Here is a 17,189-nt window from a genome sequence, read left to right on the forward strand (position 1 = left end):
CGACAGAAGCCCTCGCGTCAGGAGAAGTCGAGGACGAGGCGCCCCCGCAGACCGCCCGCCTCCAGCAGGCGGTGCGCCTCGGCCGCGTCGGAGGCGGGCAGCACCTTGGCGACGCGCAGGGACAGCACGCCCTCCTCGGCCTGGAGCCGCAGGGTGTCCAGCAGGGCCGTGTCGCCGCGGACGCTCGCCACGAAGACCGGGGTCACCGTGACGCCGCGCTCGGCGGGGCCCTGCCAGCCGCGCAGGGCGACGAGGGCGCCGCCGTCCGCGACCGCGGGGACAGCCTCCTCGCGCTGGTCGGAGCCGTCCACCAGGCCGGGCACACCGTCGGGCGCGAGCTCACGGACGCGGGCGGCGACGTCCGCGCCCCGGTCGACGACATGGTCGGCGCCGAAGCCGCGCACCAGGTCACGGTCGTGCGGGGCGGCGTCGGCGACGACGGTCAGACCGTCGGCCTTGGCGAGTTCGACCGCGTAGCCGCCGACGGCGCCCGCCGCGCCGGTCACGGCGACGGTCGCCCCCTTCGGCAGGGCGAGGGTGTCGAGGGCCAGCCGGGCGGTGGCGGCGTTCATCAGGAGGGTGGACGCCTCGGCGTGGTCCGTCCCGGCGGGCGCGGGGACGACGGACTCCGCGGGCACGACGATCTGTTCGGCGTAGGCGCCGCGCGGGCCGGTGGGCACGACGAGGGCGACGACCCGCTGCCCCACGCTCAGCCGGCCGTCGGCACCGGGGCCGAGCTGGTCGATCACGCCGGCCGCGTCCATGCCGGGCACGTACGGGGGCGGGACGTCCGTCGTACGGGCGGCGTAGGCGCCGCCGCGGAGCAGGGCATCGGTGGGGTTCACGGCCGCGGCGTGCACCCGGATGCGGACCTCACCGGGTCCCGCCTCGGGAGTGGGGAGGTCCAGCTCCCGCAGAACGTCGGGGCCGCCGTAGGTCGTTGATGCGATTGCCTTCATGGCGTGAGGCAACCGCGCAGGCCCGCTGACGATTCCCGGGAGCGGCGGCAAGAAGCGGAGGGACGGCGTCGGCCGGGAGAGCGTGTCCCCCGGCCGACGGCCCGTCACTTCTCGCGCGCGCCCTCGTACATCTCCTCGATGAGGTGCTTGTACTCGCGCTCCACCACCGGGCGCTTGAGCTTCAGGCTCGGGGTGATCTCGCCGTGCTCCACGTCGAGGTCACGCGGCAGCAGGCGGAACTTCTTGATGGTCTGCCACCGCTGCAGGCCCTCGTTGAGCTGCTTGACGTAGCCGTCGACCATCTCGACCGTGACGGGCGCGGCGACGATCTCCGCGTACGGCTTGCCCTCCAGGCCGTTCTCGGCCGCCCAGGCGGTGATGGACTGCTCGTCGAGGGCGATGAGGGCGGTGCAGTAGTTCCGGTCGGCGCCGTGCACCAGGATGTTGGAGACGTACGGGCAGACCGCCTTGAACTGGCCCTCGACCTCGGCCGGCGCGATGTACTTGCCGCCGGAGGTCTTGATCAGGTCCTTCTTGCGGTCGGTGATGCGCAGGTAGCCGTCGGCGGACAGCTCGCCGATGTCGCCGGTGTGGAACCAGCCGTCCTCCTCCAGGACCTCGGCGGTCTTGTCGGGCAGGTTGTGGTAGCCCTGCATGATGCCGGGGCCGCGCAGCAGGATCTCGCCGTCCTCGGCGATGCGGACCTCGGTGCCGGGCAGCGGCTTGCCGACGGTGCCGGTGCGGTAGGCCTCGCCGGGGTTCACGAAGGAGGCAGCGGAGGACTCGGTGAGGCCGTAGCCCTCCAGGATGTGGATGCCGGCGCCGGAGAAGAAGTAGCCGATCTCCGGCGCGAGGGCGGCGGAGCCGGAGACGCAGGCGCGCAGCCGGCCGCCGAAGGCCTCACGGATCTTGGCGTAGACGAGCTTGTCGGCGAGGGCGTGCTTGGTGCGCAGTCCGGCCGGGGCGGTCGCGCTGCCGGTGCGGCGGAAGTTGTCCTGCGTGACCTTGGCGTACTCGCGGGCGACGCCAGCGGCCCACTGGAAGATCTTGTACTTGGCGCCCCCGCCGGCCTTCGCCTTGGCGGCGACGCCGTTGTAGACCTTCTCGAAGATGCGGGGGACGGCGGCCATGTACGTCGGCTGGACCACCGGCAGATTCTCGATGATCTTGTCGACGCGGCCGTCCACCGCGGTGACGTGGCCGACCTCGATCTGACCGGAGGTGAGCACCTTGCCGAAGACGTGCGCCAGCGGCAGCCACAGGTACTGCACGTCGTCGGCGTGGACCAGGCCGGTCGCGGCGATCGCCTTCGCCATGTACGACCAGTTGTCGTGCGGCAGGCGCACGCCCTTGGGGCGGCCGGTGGTGCCGGAGGTGTAGATGAGGGTGGCGAGCTGGTCCTTGGTGAGGGCCGCGACCCGCTCCTTGATCAGCTCCGGCTCCTTCTGGAGGCGGGCGGCGCCGCGCTTCTCCAGCTCGGCCAGCGTGATCACGAAGTCGTCGGTGTCGGCGCCGTCCGCGTCGATCACGACCACGCGGGTCAGCTCGGGCAGCTCGTCGCGCTTGGCGACGGCCTTGGCGGCCTGCTCGGCGTTCTCCGCGACCAGCACCCGGCTCTGCGAGTCGGCAAGGATGTACGCGGACTCCTCGGCGTTGGTCTGCGGGTAGATCGTGGTGGTGGCGGCGCCGGCGCAGAGGATGCCGAGGTCGGCGAGGATCCACTCGACCCGGGTGGAGGAGGCGAGGGCGACCCGCTCCTCCGGCTGCACGCCCAGTTCGATCAGGCCCGCGGCGATCGCGTGGACCCGCTCGGCGGCCTCGGCCCAGGTGAGAGACTTCCAGTCGTCCGGGCCCTCCCCGGAGGCCGGTGGGACCGGGTAGCGGTAGGCCTCGGCGTCCGGTGTGGCCGCCACACGCTCCAGGAAGAGGGTCGCCACGCTCGGCGGACGGTTCTCGATCAGTGTCTGTGTGTCGCTCACGACATCCTCCGGGGCCCGCGACGGTGCGGCTGGCTCAGTGCGGCTGGGGTTTCCTCGCGTCGTTGTTTAACTCGCGAGTAACTATCGAGCACGGACAGAGTAAAGGTCGACCGGCCACTGCGTAAGGGGCCACGGCCTGTAACTTCACACAGACAGCCACATGAGGAACGTGCGGGGCCCGCCGCACGGACGTGCGACGGGCCCCGATTCGCCCGGTTTGCGGAGTGACCCCCGGTAACCTGCGGCTACTTCTTGGCCTTGCCGGATCCCGCGTTCTCGTCGCTGGAGAGGACGGCGATGAAGGCCTCCTGCGGGACCTCCACGGACCCCACCATCTTCATCCGCTTCTTGCCTTCCTTCTGCTTCTCCAGCAGCTTCCGCTTACGGGAGATGTCACCGCCGTAGCACTTGGCGAGGACGTCCTTGCGGATGGCGCGGATGGTCTCGCGGGCGATCACCCGGGAGCCGATGGCCGCCTGCACGGGCACCTCGAACGCCTGCCGCGGGATCAGCTCCTTCAGCTTGGCGACGAGCCGCACGCCGTACGCGTACGCCTGGTCCTTGTGGGTGATCGCGGAGAATGCGTCCACCTTGTCGCCGTGCAGCAGGATGTCCACCTTGACCAGGCTGGACGTCTGCTCACCGGTGGGCTCGTAGTCGAGGGAGGCGTAGCCGCGGGTCTTGGACTTCAGCTGGTCGAAGAAGTCGAAGACGATCTCGGCGAGCGGCAGGGTGTAGCGGATCTCCACCCGGTCCTCGGAGAGGTAGTCCATGCCGAGCAGGACGCCGCGCCGGTTCTGGCACAGCTCCATGATCGAGCCGATGAACTCGCTGGGCGCGAGGATCGTGGCCCGCACCACCGGCTCGTAGACCTCGTCGATCTTGCCCTCGGGGAACTCGCTCGGGTTGGTGACGGTGTGCTCGCTGCCGTCCTCCATGAGCACGCGGTAGACCACGTTCGGCGCGGTGGCGATCAGGTCGAGTCCGAACTCGCGCTCCAGCCGCTCGCGGATCACGTCCAGGTGCAGCAGGCCGAGGAAGCCGACGCGGAAGCCGAAGCCGAGCGCGGCGGAGGTCTCCGGCTCGTAGACCAGGGCGGCGTCGTTGAGCTGGAGCTTGTCGAGGGCCTCGCGCAGCTCCGGGTAGTCCGAGCCGTCCAGGGGGTAGAGGCCCGAGAACACCATCGGCTTGGGGTCCTTGTAGCCGCCGAGGGCCTCCGTGGCGCCCTTGGACTGGCTGGTGACGGTGTCACCGACCTTCGACTGGCGGACGTCCTTCACACCCGTGATCAGGTAACCCACCTCGCCGACGCCGAGGCCGTCCGCGGCCAGCATCTCCGGCGAGTTGGTGCCGATCTCCAGCAGCTCGTGGGTGGCGTTGGTGGACATCATCCGGATGCGCTCACGCTTGTTGAGCTGCCCGTCGATCACCCGCACGTACGTCACGACACCGCGGTAGGAGTCGTAGACCGAGTCGAAGATCATCGCACGGGCGGGGGCGTCGGCGACGCCGACCGGCGCCGGGATGTCGGCGACCACGCGGTCCAGCAGCGCCTCGACGCCGAGACCGGTCTTCGCGGACACCTTCAGCACGTCGTCGGGGTCGCAGCCGACCAGGTTCGCCAGCTCCTCGGCGAACTTCTCCGGCTGCGCGGCCGGCAGGTCGATCTTGTTCAGCACCGGGATGATCTGGAGGTCGTTCTCCATCGCCAGGTACAGGTTGGCGAGGGTCTGCGCCTCGATGCCCTGGGCGGCGTCGACCAGGAGGATGGTCCCCTCGCACGCGGCGAGCGACCGGGAGACCTCGTACGTGAAGTCGACGTGCCCGGGGGTGTCGATCATGTTGAGGATGTGCGTCTTGCTCTTGTCGTGGGTCGGGGCCCACGGCAGACGCACCGCCTGGGACTTGATCGTGATGCCGCGCTCGCGCTCGATGTCCATGCGGTCGAGGTACTGGGCGCGCATCTGCCGCTGCTCGACCACACCGGTCAGCTGGAGCATCCGGTCGGCGAGCGTGGACTTGCCGTGGTCGATGTGCGCGATGATGCAGAAATTGCGGATCAGCGCGGGGTCGGTACGGCTCGGCTCGGGCACATGGCTGGGGATCGCGGGCACGCAGGGTCCTGATTCTTGAGGCGTCCGCATACGTGTGCTTGTCCGTCTGCGGTCTCGGGTCGGATCGATACGTAGCTTCCATGGTCCCACGGGCGGCGACCCGGGACGGGTTTGGGCCACGGAATGGCCCGCTGGTAGTGTGGGGGGCTGTGTCTCATGCCCTCTCAGCGCGAGGCACAACCCCAAGAAATCACCCGGTGCGGAACCGTGCGTCAGCGTACGGCCCCGTGCCAGAACCTGTAGAGGCTCATTCGTGGCGAACATCAAGTCCCAGATCAAGCGGAACAAGACCAACGAGAAGGCCCGGCTGCGCAACAAGGCCGTCAAGTCCTCTCTGAAGACCGCGATCCGCAAGGCCCGTGAGGCCGCCGCCGCGGGTGACACCGAGAAGGCCACCGAGTACCAGCGCGTCGCCGCGCGTCAGCTCGACAAGGCCGTCTCGAAGGGCGTCATCCACAAGAACCAGGCCGCCAACAAGAAGTCGGCGCTGGCTCGCAAGGTCGCGGCCGTCAAGGGCTGAACCACCCTGATCTGACCGTCGGCGGGACCCGGGCGGGCCCTCTCTCATCCGCCCCCGGCCGACACCCCCGAGCCCGTACGCGGCCTGCGTTCGCCACGCGGGTACGGGCTCGACAGCTTCATCCGAAGGCCTCGCCTCCCTCCCTTCCCCAGGGCGGGAGGCGAGGCCTTCGGCATACGGCGCCTGTGTCGTGGAGTTACGCCCGGCCGCGGGAGCGGGCCGCGCGGGCGGGCGGGGCCTTCGGCATACGGCGCCTGTGTCGTGGAGTCACGCCCGGCCGCGGGAGCGGGCCGCGCGGGCGATGGTGACGACCGCCTTCTCCAGGGCGTACTCCGGGTCGTCCCCACCGCCCTTCACGCCCGCGTCCGCCTCGGCGACCGCGCGCAGCGCCACGGCGACGCCGTCCGGGGTCCAGCCGCGCATCTGCTGGCGCACGCGGTCGATCTTCCAGGGGGGCATGCCCAGCTCCCGCGCCAGGTCGGCGGGCCGGCCGCCGCGCGCCGAGGACAGCTTGCCGATGGCCCGCACGCCCTGGGCCAGCGCGCTGGTGATCAGCACCGGGGCCACACCCGTCGACAGCGACCAGCGCAGCGCCTCCAGGGCCTCCGCCGTCCGTCCCTCCACCGCCCGGTCGGCGACCGTGAAGCTCGACGCCTCGGCCCGCCCGGTGTAGTAGCGGCCGACGACCGCCTCGTCGATGGTGCCCTCGACGTCCGCCACGAGCTGCGTCACCGCGGAGGCCAGCTCGCGCAGGTCGCTGCCGATGGCGTCGACGAGGGCCTGGCAGGCCTCGGGCGTCGCCGAACGCCCCGCCGTACGGAACTCGCCGCGCACGAACGCCAGCCGGTCCGCCGGCTTGGTCATCTTCGGGCAGGCCACCTCCCGCGCGCCCGCCTTGCGCGCCGCGTCCAGCAGGCCCTTGCCCTTCGCGCCGCCCGCGTGCAGCAGCACGAGGGTGATCTCCTCGGCGGGCGAGGACAGGTACGCCTTGACGTCCTTGACCGTGTCGGCCGACAGGTCCTGCGCACCGCGCACGACCACGACCTTGCGCTCGGCGAACAGCGAGGGGCTGACCAGCTCGGCGAGGGTGCCCGGCTGGAGCTGGTCCGGGGTCAGGTCGCGGACGTCCGTGTCGGCGTCCGCGGCCTTGGCGGCGGCCACCACCTCCCGCACGGCACGGTCGAGCAGCAGCTCCTCCTGGCCCACGGCGAGCGTCACGGGGGCGAGGGGGTCGTCGGATGCGTTCTTCCTGGCCATCGCGGACAAGCATCCCACGGGCCACCGACAGCCCCGCCCCGCCGGGCGTTCCGCCAGGAGCCACGGCCTACGGCTCCTCGCGCCAGCCGTCCCACCCGGCGACGAACTCGTTCAGCTCGTCCGCGTCCAGCCGGCCCGCCTCGTCCCGTAGGACGACGAGCCACTGCGCGTCCTCCGCGTCGTCCTCCCCGGCGAGCGCGTCCCGCACGAGCCGCGGCTCCTCGTCCACGCCGAAGCGCTCCGCCAGCGCCTCGGCCACCTCCTCGGCCGCGTCCCGGTCGGGCAGCACCAGCACATGTCGCACATCACTCACACGGCTCATTGTCCGGTACGGGCTCAGCCGCCCGTCCCGCCGCCCCGAACCGTCGGCACCGCGTCCATCCTGATCCCGAACTCGTCCCGGTAGATCCCCAGCACCTCCGCGTCCGACCCGGTCTCCCGCTCCTGCCGCGTGCCGTCCGGGGCCGTGCGTGTCAGCCGGCGGCCGCTCAGCGTGATCCGCCCGCCGTCCTCGGTGACCCGCGAGCACACCAGGGAGCGGGTGAAGTGGGAGTGCGGCGAGGTGCGGTGCCACCAGACTCCCGCCGTGAAGTCGGCGAGCGTCCTGGGCCGCGTCTCCAGCCGGTACACCGGCCGCCCGTCGCGCAGCACGTCCAGGTCCGCCGCGTCCGACGCCTCGTGCCCGCCACGCACCCCGGCCGCGTCCGCTTCCGCCTCGGCGACCCGGAACACACCCGCCGGGTCCCGCTGCTCGCCCCGCTCCCCGACGGCGAGCGGCAGATGGAAGTGCGAGCCGAACCCGACGTCCGCCAGCCAGTCGCCCCCGCCCTCCGTCCGCACCCGCAGCGCGAGATGGTCGTACGGGATGCCCAGGCGTCCGCCCTCCCCGTACACCCGTGCGGCGAGCAGGGTGACGTCGTAGCCGAGGGCGGTCAGCAACGCACCGAAGGCGCCGTTGAGTTCGTAGCAGAACCCGCCGCGCCGGGCCTCCACCACCTTGTCCAGCAGCCGCTTCTCGTCCAGCACGATCTCCTCGCCGAGATGCACGGACAGGTTCTCGAACGGCACGGTCCGCAGATGGCGCAGATGCAGCTCCCGCAGCGCGTCCGGCGTGGGCCGGGCAGGCCGCTCCACCCCCAGGCGGCGCAGATAGGCGTCGGTCGTCGCGGTGTCGATCCCGTCGGTCATACCCTCAGTGTCGCGCCACCCCCACCTCCCCGTCCCCGCCCGTGCCGGACACGACCGCCAGCGCCCCGTCCCGGTCGGTCCGCAGCACCGCCGCTCCCTGGGCCCGCAGCGCCTCCACCGTCCCCGGGGCGGGGTGGCCGTAGGAGTTGTCCTCGCCGGTGCTGATCAGCGCCAGGCGCGGTGCGGCGAGGCGCACGAGGCCGGGGTCCTGGTACGCCGAGCCGTGGTGGGCGACCTTGAGGACGTCGACGCCGGCCAGATCCCTCGCCGCGGGTGAGCGGGCCAGGGCGCGCTGAGCCGGGGGCTCCAGGTCGCCGAGGAGGAGCAGGCGCAGGCTCCCGGCGCGGACCAGCATGGCCACGCTGGCGTCGTTGGGGCCTTCCACCGCCGGGTGTCCGCCCGGCGGCGGCCACACCACCTCCCAGGACAGGTCCCCGGCCCGGCGCCGCTCCCCCGCGACGACCCGCGCCACGGGGACGCCCGCGGCGGCAGCGTCTCTCCGGACGGCCGCCGCCTGATCGGCCGGCTCGTCCAGACCCGTGGTCCCGATGCCGCCCACCTCACGACCTCGCAGCACCCCGGTCAGCCCGGCCACGTGGTCGGCGTGGAAGTGGGTGAGGACGACGAGCGGGACACGGGTGACGCCCAGGGAGCGCAGGCAGCGGTCGACCGGCTCCGGATCGGGCCCGGCGTCCACGACCACCCCGGCGCCGTCCCCCGCCGCCAGCACCAGCGCGTCCCCCTGCCCCACGTCGCACATCACCATCCGCCAGTCCGGCGGCGGCCACCCGGTGATCGTGCGCACCAGCGGCCGGGGCTGCACCACCAGCAGCGCCAGCAGCAGCGCGCACGCCGCGCACCACCAGGGGTGCCGCAGCAGCCGGCGCCCCACGAGCAGCACGGCCACGGTGACCGCGCCGAGCGCCGCCGCCCCCGTCCAGCTGCCCGGCCAGTCCACGCCGGCGCCCGGCATCGCCGCCCCGGTCCGGGCGACCCGCGCGATCCACCCGGCGGGCCAGCCCCCGCACCACGCCACCGCCTCGGCCAACGGCATCGCGACCGGCGCGGCGGCCAGGGCGAGGAATCCGAACACGGTGGCCGGGGCGATCGCGGCCTCGACGAGCAGGTTGCAGGGGATCGCCACCAGGCTCACCCGGGCCGACAGCACGGCCACCACCGGGGCGCACAGCGCCTGCGCGGCACCGGCGGCGGCCAGCGCCTCCGCGATCCGGGGCGGCACCCCGTGACGGCGCAGCGCCTCGCTCCAGCGCGGGGCGAGGGTGAGCAGCGCACCGGTCGCCAGTACGGAGAGCAGGAAGCCGTAACTGCGGGACAGCCACGGGTCGTACAGCACGAGGAGCAGGACGGCCGTCGCCAGGGCCGGGACGAGCGATCTGCGGCGGCCGGTGGCGAGCGCGAGCAGCGCCACGGAACCGCAGGCGGCGGCGCGCAGCACGCTGGGATGCGGCCGGCACACGACGACGAACGCCAGGGACAGCACCGCGCCCAGGACAGCCGTGGTCCGCAGCGAGATTCCGAGGCGGGGCGCGAGCCCGCGCCGCTCGGCCCGCTGCGCCAGCCCCGGCGGGCCGAGGAGCAGGGCGAGCAGGATGGTGAAGTTGGCCCCGGACACGGCGAGGGTGTGGGTGAGGTCGGTCTCCCGGAACGCCCGGTCCAGCTCCGGCGTCACCCGCGAGATGTCCCCGACGACCAGCCCCGGGAGCAGCGCCCGCGCGTCCTCCGGCAGATCCTCGGTCGCCTCACGCAGTCCGGCCCGCAGCCGTCCCGCGAGCCGCTGCGGGGCCGAGGGACCGCCCACTGCCTGGGGACCGTCGCGGCCGTTCACGCGCAGTACCGCCGCGAACCGGTCGCCTCCCTCCCGCGCCGGCGCGAGCCCCGCCTCCACCCGCAGCCGGGTGGAGGGCAGCAGGGACAGCCAGGGTGAGCCCTGGTGGCCGGCGGCGGGCGCGGCCGGCTTCCGGTCGCCGGTGCCGACGATCAGCAGGACCGGCGTCCGGGTCTTCCGCACCGCCGCTCCGGTCCGCTCCACGCGCCGCACCTCGGCCTCGATCAGCACGGACACCGGGGCCATGCGGTTGCCGCTGACCCGGGGCCTGGTGAGCCGTGGATCCGCGGTGACCTCCACCTCCGCGACCACCCGGGCGTACTCGCGGGCCAGTTCGGGGACGGGACCGCGCCGGACGTCCGCGCCGTGCAGGCCTGCCGAACCCGCGGCTGCCGCGACGCAGAGCAGGGTGGCGGCGATGGCGTGGCCGGTGACACGCGCCCGCTCCGTGACACGCCGACGCGCCAGGAGCGGGCGGCCGCGCGTCGACAGCAGGACGGCGGCGACCGTGACCGAGGCGACCACGGTCGTCACGGCCCAGCCCGGCGGGGCGTGCAGCGTCACCGCCGCCGTGGCCCAGGCGGCGAGGGCGGGCGGGACGAGCCGGAGGTCGGTCGGTCCCTCCCGCCGGGGACGGGAGGCGTCCGCCCTTTCGGCCGAGGCCTCGCGGTCGACGCGCAGGCGGGCGCTCATGGCCGTACGAGGTCGCGCAGGTCGGCGAAGCGGCGTTCGCCGATGCCGTTGACCTCCCGCAGCTCGTCCACCGAGCGGAAACCGCCGTTGCGGGTGCGGTAGTCGACGATGTGCTGGGCGAGGACGGGACCGACGCCGGGGAGGGTGTCGAGCTGGTCCACGGTGGCGGTGCTGAGCGAGACGGGAGTCGTGGGGCCGGCCGCCGTTCCGGTGCCCGCCGGGGCCGCGGGTGCGGCCGCTCCTGCCGGTGCCGGACCGCCGATCACCAACTGCTCGCCGTCGACGAGGAACCGGGCCCGGTTGAGACCGCCCGTCTTCGTGCCTGGGCGCACCCCGCCGGCCGCCTTCAGCGCGTCCTCGACCCGTGAGCCCGCGGGCAGACGGTGGACGCCCGGGTCCCGCACCTTGCCGCCGACGTCGACCACGATCTCGGGAGCCGCCGTCCCGCCCGCCTGCCCGAAGGACCCCGGAGCGGCCGGGAGGCCTTTCCCACCGTCCACGCCTCCTCCCTGCCCTGCCGGAGCCGCCCGCACCACCTCCGGCGCCCGCACCGGCTGGGTGCGCCCGGTCCAGAAGTGCTGCACGGCGAGGACGAGCGCGAGCGCGAGCAGCGCCGAGAGCGCGACGACACTGCGCCGCTCCAGCCCGCACCGGGCCTGCACCCACAGCGGCAGCCGCTCGCGCAGCGCGGGGCCGAACCGGCCGGGCGGTGGCCCTGGCGGCGGTTCCGGTTCGAGCACTCCGCCGGGCGTCTCCCTGTGTTCCTGGTGCTCCGGGTGCGGAGAGCCGGCCGCGTCCCGGCCAGGGTGTCCGGCGGGCAGGCGCACCGGGTAGGTGGCTGGTTCCTCGCCCTCCGGGCCGACGCCGAGGAACCGCCCGGGTCGGGCCGCATCCGTGCCTCCGCCCGACCCGGCCACCGCAGGCGCCCCCGCGCGGTCCGGCAGCCGCCTCAGCTCCAACGTCTGCTCCACGCCCGAGGCCCGTCGCCGCCCGCCGGACGCCCGAGGCCTCGTCAGCAGCGCGTGTCCTGCCACTCCCTGACGGTCCACCACCACGACGCGGCGGCGCGGCCGACGAGGCGCGCCGCCCTCCACTCCCGCCAGGGCGCGACCCTCCCGCGCCCAGCTCGGCGCCCTCCGCGCGGCCGGACGCCCGCCGCGCACGACCACAGGCTCCCCGCCACGCACGGCCATCGGCTCCCCGCCGCGCACGACCGCCGGCTCCCCGCCGAACAACGTCTCCGCACGGCGCCGGATCTCCTCCCCCTGCTCCTGACGGTCACCGTCCCGGGCCCAGGCGCGCGCCCGGCCAGGGCGGCCCCGGCGGTGACGGTGGTGGGACGTGCGGCCGTCGGACAGGGGCCCGCGCCCCGGACCACTCGTCGGAACAGCGGTGCGTGTGTGTGATCGAAGTGCCATGCGACGAGGGTGGGGCACCGCCACGCCCTCGCGATGATCATGGTCAGAATCCGTGGAGAGGCGCCCAGTTGTGGAAAACGCCGTCACCCGATCGAAGGAGCACCCGCGCGCCCCGCCCCCGGAGGAGCCTCACCGCGCCGAAACCACGACCCCCAGCAGCCCCGGCCCCGTGTGCGCCCCGATCACCGCGCCCACCTCGCTGACATGCAGCTCGGACAGTCCCGGCAGCCGGGTGCGCAGCCGGTCGGCCAGGGCGGAGGCGCGTTCCGGGGCGGAGAGGTGGTGGACGGCGACGTCCACCTCGGCGCCTCCCGCGCGGTCCGCCGCGATCTCCTCCAGCCGGGCGATGGCCTTGGACGCCGTCCGCACCTTCTCCAGCGGTTCGATGCGTCCTCCGGCCAGTTGGAGCAGCGGCTTCACGGCGAGGGCTGAGCCCAACAGCGCCTGGGCCGCGCCGATCCGGCCGCCCCGCCGCAGATAGTCGAGCGTGTCGACGTAGAAGTAGGCCGAGGTGCCCGCCGCCCGCTTCTCCGCCGCGGTGACCGCCTCGTCCACGGTGCCGCCCGCCTCCGCCGTCTCCGCGGCCGCCAGCGCGCAGAAGCCGAGCGCCATCGCGATCATGCCGGTGTCGACCACGCGGACCGGCACCGGCGCCTCGCGGGCCGCGAGGACCGCCGCGTCGTGGGTGCCGGACAGCTCGGCGGAGAGGTGGAGGGAGACGATCCCGGTCGCACCGGACTCGGCGGCCCTGCGGTAGGTCTCCGCGAACAGCTCCGGGCTGGGGCGGGACGTCGTGACGGGACGCCGCTTCTGCAAAGCCTGGGCGAGGGAGCGGGTGGAGATCTCGGTGCCCTCCTCCAGGGCACGGTCCCCCAGCACCACGGTCAGGGGTACCGCCGTGATGCCGTGCCGCTCCATCGTCCGGGCCGGAAGGTAGGCCGTTGAATCGGTGACGATCGCGACATGGCGGGACATGAGCTGGAGGTTACCTGCCGTGGTGGCCCTGCGGCAGCCCGGGCTCGTGGGGGCGTCGTCCGCCGCGGGGTGACCGGTGCCGCTCGGGCGGCGGTCACGTCGTGGATTCGGGGCGCGGCTTCTTCTGCCAGGGGTAGGTGGGGCGCGGGGCGGCCGGGGCGATGGCGGGCCGCTCCTGGTCGTCACTCTGCTGCGGCTCCGCCTCCTGCCGGGCGGTGTCCGGCCAGGTCTGGCCGGGTCCGGCGGCGTCGGCGGCCGGGGCCTCGGGCCAGCGCGGGGGCGCGGGCGTGGACGGCTCCTCCGTGGTGGTCCAGTGCCGCAGGGCGCCGGCCTCCATGTCGATCTGCGCGCTCAGCGAGTCGAGGTCGTCGTCCGCGAAGCGGCGGGCGCGGTCGCGGGTGGCCCAGCGCAGGGAGTCGGCGGAGCTGGTGATGCGCTCGGTGCGCTCGCGCAGGTCGGGCAGGCGCGCGGACAGCGTCGAGCGGTCCGGCTCGCCCTCCAGGCGGCGTAGTTCCGCGTCCAGCTCGTGTCCGTGCGCACTGAGGCGCTGGAAGAGGGCGAGGGTCTCCTTGACCGAGTCGTCCTCGGCGGCGACCGCCTCCAGGGCGTCCTGCGTGGCCCGCATGGAGGTGCGCAGCTTCAGCCTGAGCTGGGCGATCTCGCCCGCCGGGCCGGTCTGCGCGAACGCCTTGGCGCGCAGGGTGTGGTCCTCGACCGTGCGGCGGGCCTGGTGGATGTGGCGGTCCGCGCTGCGCTTGGCGGCGCCGACGACCTTCACCGTGGCGTACACGCCCAGGGCCACGAAGAGCACGAAAAGCAGGGCGATCACTGCGAACACCGCTTCCACGAGGCTCCTCCTCCGGGCACGTGCGGTCTGTCCCGGCACATGTCGTGCCGCTCCTCCACGGTAAACGCAGCGGGCAGGCCCGGAGTTCCGGCTGAACCCCGAACCTGCCCGCAGACCGTCCGGCCGTTACCCGTAGGGGTCGGGCCGGTGAGGGATTCAGGCCGGAACGATGTTCACCAGCTTCGGCGCCCGCACGATCACCTTCCGGATCCCGGCGCCGTCCAGCGCCGCGACCACGCGCTCGTCGGCCAGGGCGGTCTTCTCCAGCTCGTCGTCGGAGATGCCCGGGGACACCTCCAGCCGGGCCTTCACCTTGCCCTTGATCTGGACCACGCAGGTGACGGTCTCGTCGACCACGTACGCCGGGTCGGCCACCGGGAAGTCGCGGTGCACCACGGAGTCGGTGTGGCCCAGCTTGCGCCACAGCTCCTCGGCGATGTGCGGGGCCAGCGGCGCGACCAGCAGCACCAGCGGCTCCGCGACCGACCGCGGCAGCGGGCCGCCCCGCTTGGTCAGGTGGTTGTTCAGCTCGGTGACCTTGGCGATGGCGGTGTTGAACCGCATGCCCTCCAGGTCGCCGCGCACGCCGTCGATCGCCTTGTGCAGGGCGCGCAGGGTGTCCTCGTCGACGTCGCCGGTGTCGGCGACGGTCACCTCGCCGGTCGCCTCGTCGACGATGTTGCGCCACAGCCGCTGCAGCAGGCGGAACTGGCCGACGACCGCGCGGGTGTCCCAGGGGCGGGAGACGTCCAGCGGGCCCATGGCCATCTCGTACAGGCGCAGCGTGTCGGCGCCGTACTCGGCGCAGATCTCGTCCGGGGTGACCGCGTTCTTCAGGGACTTGCCCATCTTGCCCAGCAGCCGGGTGACGCGCTCGCCCTGGTACCAGTAGCCGCCGTCGCGCTCCTCCACCTCGGCGGCCGGCACGGCGATGCCCCGGCTGTCGCGGTAGACGTAGGCCTGGATCATGCCCTGGTTGAACAGCTTGTGGAACGGCTCGGCCGAGGAGACGTGTCCCAGGTCGTACAGCACCTTGGACCAGAAGCGGGCGTACAGCAGGTGCAGCACGGCGTGCTCGGCGCCGCCGACGTACAGGTCGACGCCGCCGTGCGGCATGCCCTCGCGCGGGCCCATCCAGTACCGCTCGATCTCCGGGTCGACCAGCTTCTCGCTGTTGTTCGGGTCCAGGTAGCGCAGCTCGTACCAGCAGGAACCGGCCCAGTTGGGCATGGTGTTGGTCTCGCGGCGGTACTTCTTCGGTCCGTCGCCCAGGTCCAGGGTGACGTTGACCCAGTCCTCGTTGCGGGACAGCGGCGTCTCGGGCTGGGTGTCGGCGTCGTCCGGGTCGAAGGTGCGCGGGCTGTAGTCGTCGACCTCCGGCAGCTCCAGCGGCAGCATCGACTCGGGCAGCGCGTGGGCGATGCCGTCCTCGTCGTAGACGATCGGGAAGGGCTCGCCCCAGTAGCGCTGGCGGCTGAACAGCCAGTCGCGCAGGCGGAAGTTGACGGTGCCCTCGCCGTGGCCCTCGCGCTCCAGCCACTCGGTGATGCGGGCCTTGGCCTCGGTGACGTTCAGGCCGTCCAGGGAGACGTGCTCGCCGGAGGAGTTGACGATCCTCGCGTCGTGGGAGACGAAGGCGTCGTCCCACGTGGCGGGGTCGGTGCCGCGGCCGTCGGTCGGCTCCACCACGCACACCACGGGCAGTTCGAAGGCGCGGGCGAACGCGAAGTCGCGGGTGTCGTGGCCGGGGACGGCCATGATCGCGCCGGTGCCGTAGCCCATCAGGACGTAGTCGGCGATGAAGACGGGCACCTTCTGCCCGTTGACCGGGTTGGTCGCGTAGGCGCCGGTGAAGACGCCGGTCTTGTCCTTGGCCTCGGCCTGCCGCTCGACGTCGGACTTGGAGGCGGCCTGGGCACGGTAGGCGGCGACGGCCTCGGCGGGCGTGGCGTGGCCGCCGGTCCACACGTCGTGGGTGCCCTCGGGCCAGGCGTCCGGGGTGAACTTCTCGACCAGCGGGTGCTCGGGCGCCAGCACCATGTAGGTGGCGCCGAACAGGGTGTCGGGGCGGGTCGTGAAGACGGTGATCTTCTCGCCGTCGATCGGGAAGCCGACGCGGGCGCCTTCGGAGCGGCCGATCCAGTTGCGCTGCTGCAGCTTGATCGCCTCGGGCCAGTCCAGGGCGTCCAGGTCGTCCAGCAGCCGGTCGGCGTAGGCCGTGATGCGCATGTTCCACTGGCGCAGCTCGGCCTTGAAGACGGGGAAGTTGCCGCGCTCGGAGCGGCCGTCGGCGGTGACCTCCTCGTTGGCCAGCACGGTGCCCAGGCCGGGGCACCAGTTGACGGGCGCGTCGGAGGCGTAGGCCAGGCGGAACTCGCCCAGGACGTCGGCGCGCTCGGCCTCGGTCAGCTCGCTCCAGGGGCGGGTGTGTCCCGGTACCTCGCGCTCACCGGACTCGAACTGCGCGACCAGCTCGGAGATCGGGCGGGCCTTCTTCGCGTCCTGGTCGTACCAGGAGTTGAAGATCTGCAGGAAGATCCACTGGGTCCACTTGTAGTAGTCCGGGTCGATCGTGGCGAACGACCGGCGCTTGTCGTGGCCCAGGCCCAGCCGGCGCAGCTGGACCTGCATGTTCCTGATGTTGGCCTCGGTGGACACGCGCGGGTGCGTGCCGGTCTGCACCGCGTACTGCTCGGCGGGCAGGCCGAAGGCGTCGAAGCCCAGGGTGTGCAGGACGTTGTGCCCGGTCATGCGCTGGAAGCGGGCGTAGACGTCGGTGGCGATATAGCCCAGGGGGTGTCCGACGTGCAGGCCCGCGCCCGAGGGGTACGGGAACATGTCCATGATGAACTTCTTGGGCCGCGCGACCAGCTCCGGGTCGCCCGCCAGGTCGCCCTTGGGGTTGGGCGCCGCGTACGTACCCTCGGCGTCCCAGAAGTCCTGCCAGCGTGCCTCGATCTCGGCGGCCAGGGCGGCCGTGTAGCGGTGCGGCGCGGCCTCCGCGGCTGCGGGATTCGTCTCGCTCATGATCCTCAAAGCTCCATCGATCGTCTCTGCCTGCTGCTGCGACTTCCTGGAAATGAAAAAACCCCTCGCACAGGAGGGGACGCCGCGCCGATTCCGGCCTGCCGGAACATCGGCGGTCGGGACTGATCAGCGCGGCTCGCTAAGCAGAAGGCGTACGGCACGCATGCGGTCAGGGTACCGCAGGGACGGATCTCGTCGCGACGCCCTTCCCCAAGACACTGAACAATGGTCAAGAGTTACTTCGCGTAACAACCCCTAAGGGGACAACGCCACGGCCTCATTGTCTTTTGATAACAGCGCAATAACTCAAACCTGGTACTGACGGGTACGACGAGGCTTAGAGTTCGGCAGCGGGACCGCTTTACC

The 17,189-nt window shown here is 72.8% G+C and carries 12 protein-coding genes; 1 reads left to right on the forward strand and 11 read right to left on the reverse strand.

Features of this window, described 5'->3' with window-relative positions; translation table 11 throughout:
• Positions 1-17 precede the first annotated feature (17 nt).
• From MTR79_RS27560 to lepA, 3 genes are all read right to left on the reverse strand, one after another.
• Positions 18-959 carry an NADP-dependent oxidoreductase gene (locus MTR79_RS27560; RefSeq protein ID WP_244792186.1) on the reverse strand — a complete coding sequence of 314 codons (942 nt, stop codon included), beginning with the start codon at positions 957-959 and terminating at the stop codon, positions 18-20.
• 104 nt (positions 960-1,063) lie between these two features.
• Positions 1,064-2,938 carry an AMP-dependent synthetase/ligase gene (locus MTR79_RS27565; protein WP_086701097.1) on the reverse strand — a complete coding sequence of 625 codons (1,875 nt, stop codon included), beginning with the start codon at positions 2,936-2,938 and terminating at the stop codon, positions 1,064-1,066.
• 245 nt (positions 2,939-3,183) lie between these two features.
• Positions 3,184-5,052 (reverse strand): translation elongation factor 4, encoded by a 1,869-nt coding sequence (lepA, locus tag MTR79_RS27570; protein ID WP_048460295.1) that lies wholly within the window; start codon positions 5,050-5,052, stop codon positions 3,184-3,186.
• A gap of 253 nt (positions 5,053-5,305) precedes the next feature.
• Here lepA and rpsT point away from each other — a divergent pair, with 253 nt between their 5' ends.
• Entirely contained in the window at positions 5,306-5,572 is a 267-nt protein-coding gene (rpsT, locus tag MTR79_RS27575) for a 30S ribosomal protein S20 (RefSeq protein ID WP_048460296.1), read from the forward strand.
• A 267-nt stretch (positions 5,573-5,839) separates the two neighbouring features.
• Here rpsT and holA read toward each other — a convergent pair whose 3' ends face one another.
• The 8 genes from holA to leuS all read right to left on the reverse strand — a co-directional run bounded on the left by holA (position 5,840) and on the right by leuS (position 16,823).
• Positions 5,840-6,829, reverse strand: a complete 990-nt coding sequence (gene holA, locus MTR79_RS27580; RefSeq protein WP_128126517.1) for a DNA polymerase III subunit delta — start codon at positions 6,827-6,829, stop codon at positions 5,840-5,842.
• Between the two features lie 67 nt (positions 6,830-6,896).
• A complete protein-coding gene (locus tag MTR79_RS27585; RefSeq protein WP_102640817.1) occupies positions 6,897-7,142 on the reverse strand; it encodes a hypothetical protein in 246 nt (81 codons plus the stop codon).
• Between the two features lie 23 nt (positions 7,143-7,165).
• On the reverse strand, positions 7,166-8,017 hold the full coding sequence (locus MTR79_RS27590; protein ID WP_086701102.1) for an arylamine N-acetyltransferase: 852 nt from the start codon (positions 8,015-8,017) through the stop codon (positions 7,166-7,168).
• 4 nt (positions 8,018-8,021) lie between these two features.
• Entirely contained in the window at positions 8,022-10,556 is a 2,535-nt protein-coding gene (locus tag MTR79_RS27595) for a ComEC/Rec2 family competence protein (RefSeq protein WP_244792187.1), read from the reverse strand.
• Complete coding sequence (locus tag MTR79_RS27600; RefSeq protein ID WP_244792188.1) at positions 10,553-11,527, reverse strand: ComEA family DNA-binding protein; 975 nt, start codon at positions 11,525-11,527, stop codon at positions 10,553-10,555. Before MTR79_RS27600 ends, MTR79_RS27595 begins: the two co-directional genes overlap by 4 nt.
• Positions 11,528-12,103: 576 nt before the next feature.
• Positions 12,104-12,949 (reverse strand): DegV family protein, encoded by an 846-nt coding sequence (locus MTR79_RS27605; protein ID WP_048460308.1) that lies wholly within the window; start codon positions 12,947-12,949, stop codon positions 12,104-12,106.
• Between the two features lie 94 nt (positions 12,950-13,043).
• Positions 13,044-13,796 (reverse strand): hypothetical protein, encoded by a 753-nt coding sequence (locus MTR79_RS27610; RefSeq protein WP_189365905.1) that lies wholly within the window; start codon positions 13,794-13,796, stop codon positions 13,044-13,046.
• 156 nt (positions 13,797-13,952) lie between these two features.
• On the reverse strand, positions 13,953-16,823 hold the full coding sequence (gene leuS, locus MTR79_RS27615) for a leucine--tRNA ligase (RefSeq protein ID WP_086703014.1): 2,871 nt from the start codon (positions 16,821-16,823) through the stop codon (positions 13,953-13,955).
• Between the last annotated feature and the right edge of the window lie 366 nt (positions 16,824-17,189).

The organism is Streptomyces sp. BJ20, assembly GCF_022869105.1.
Lineage (GTDB): Bacteria > Actinomycetota > Actinomycetes > Streptomycetales > Streptomycetaceae > Streptomyces > Streptomyces griseoincarnatus.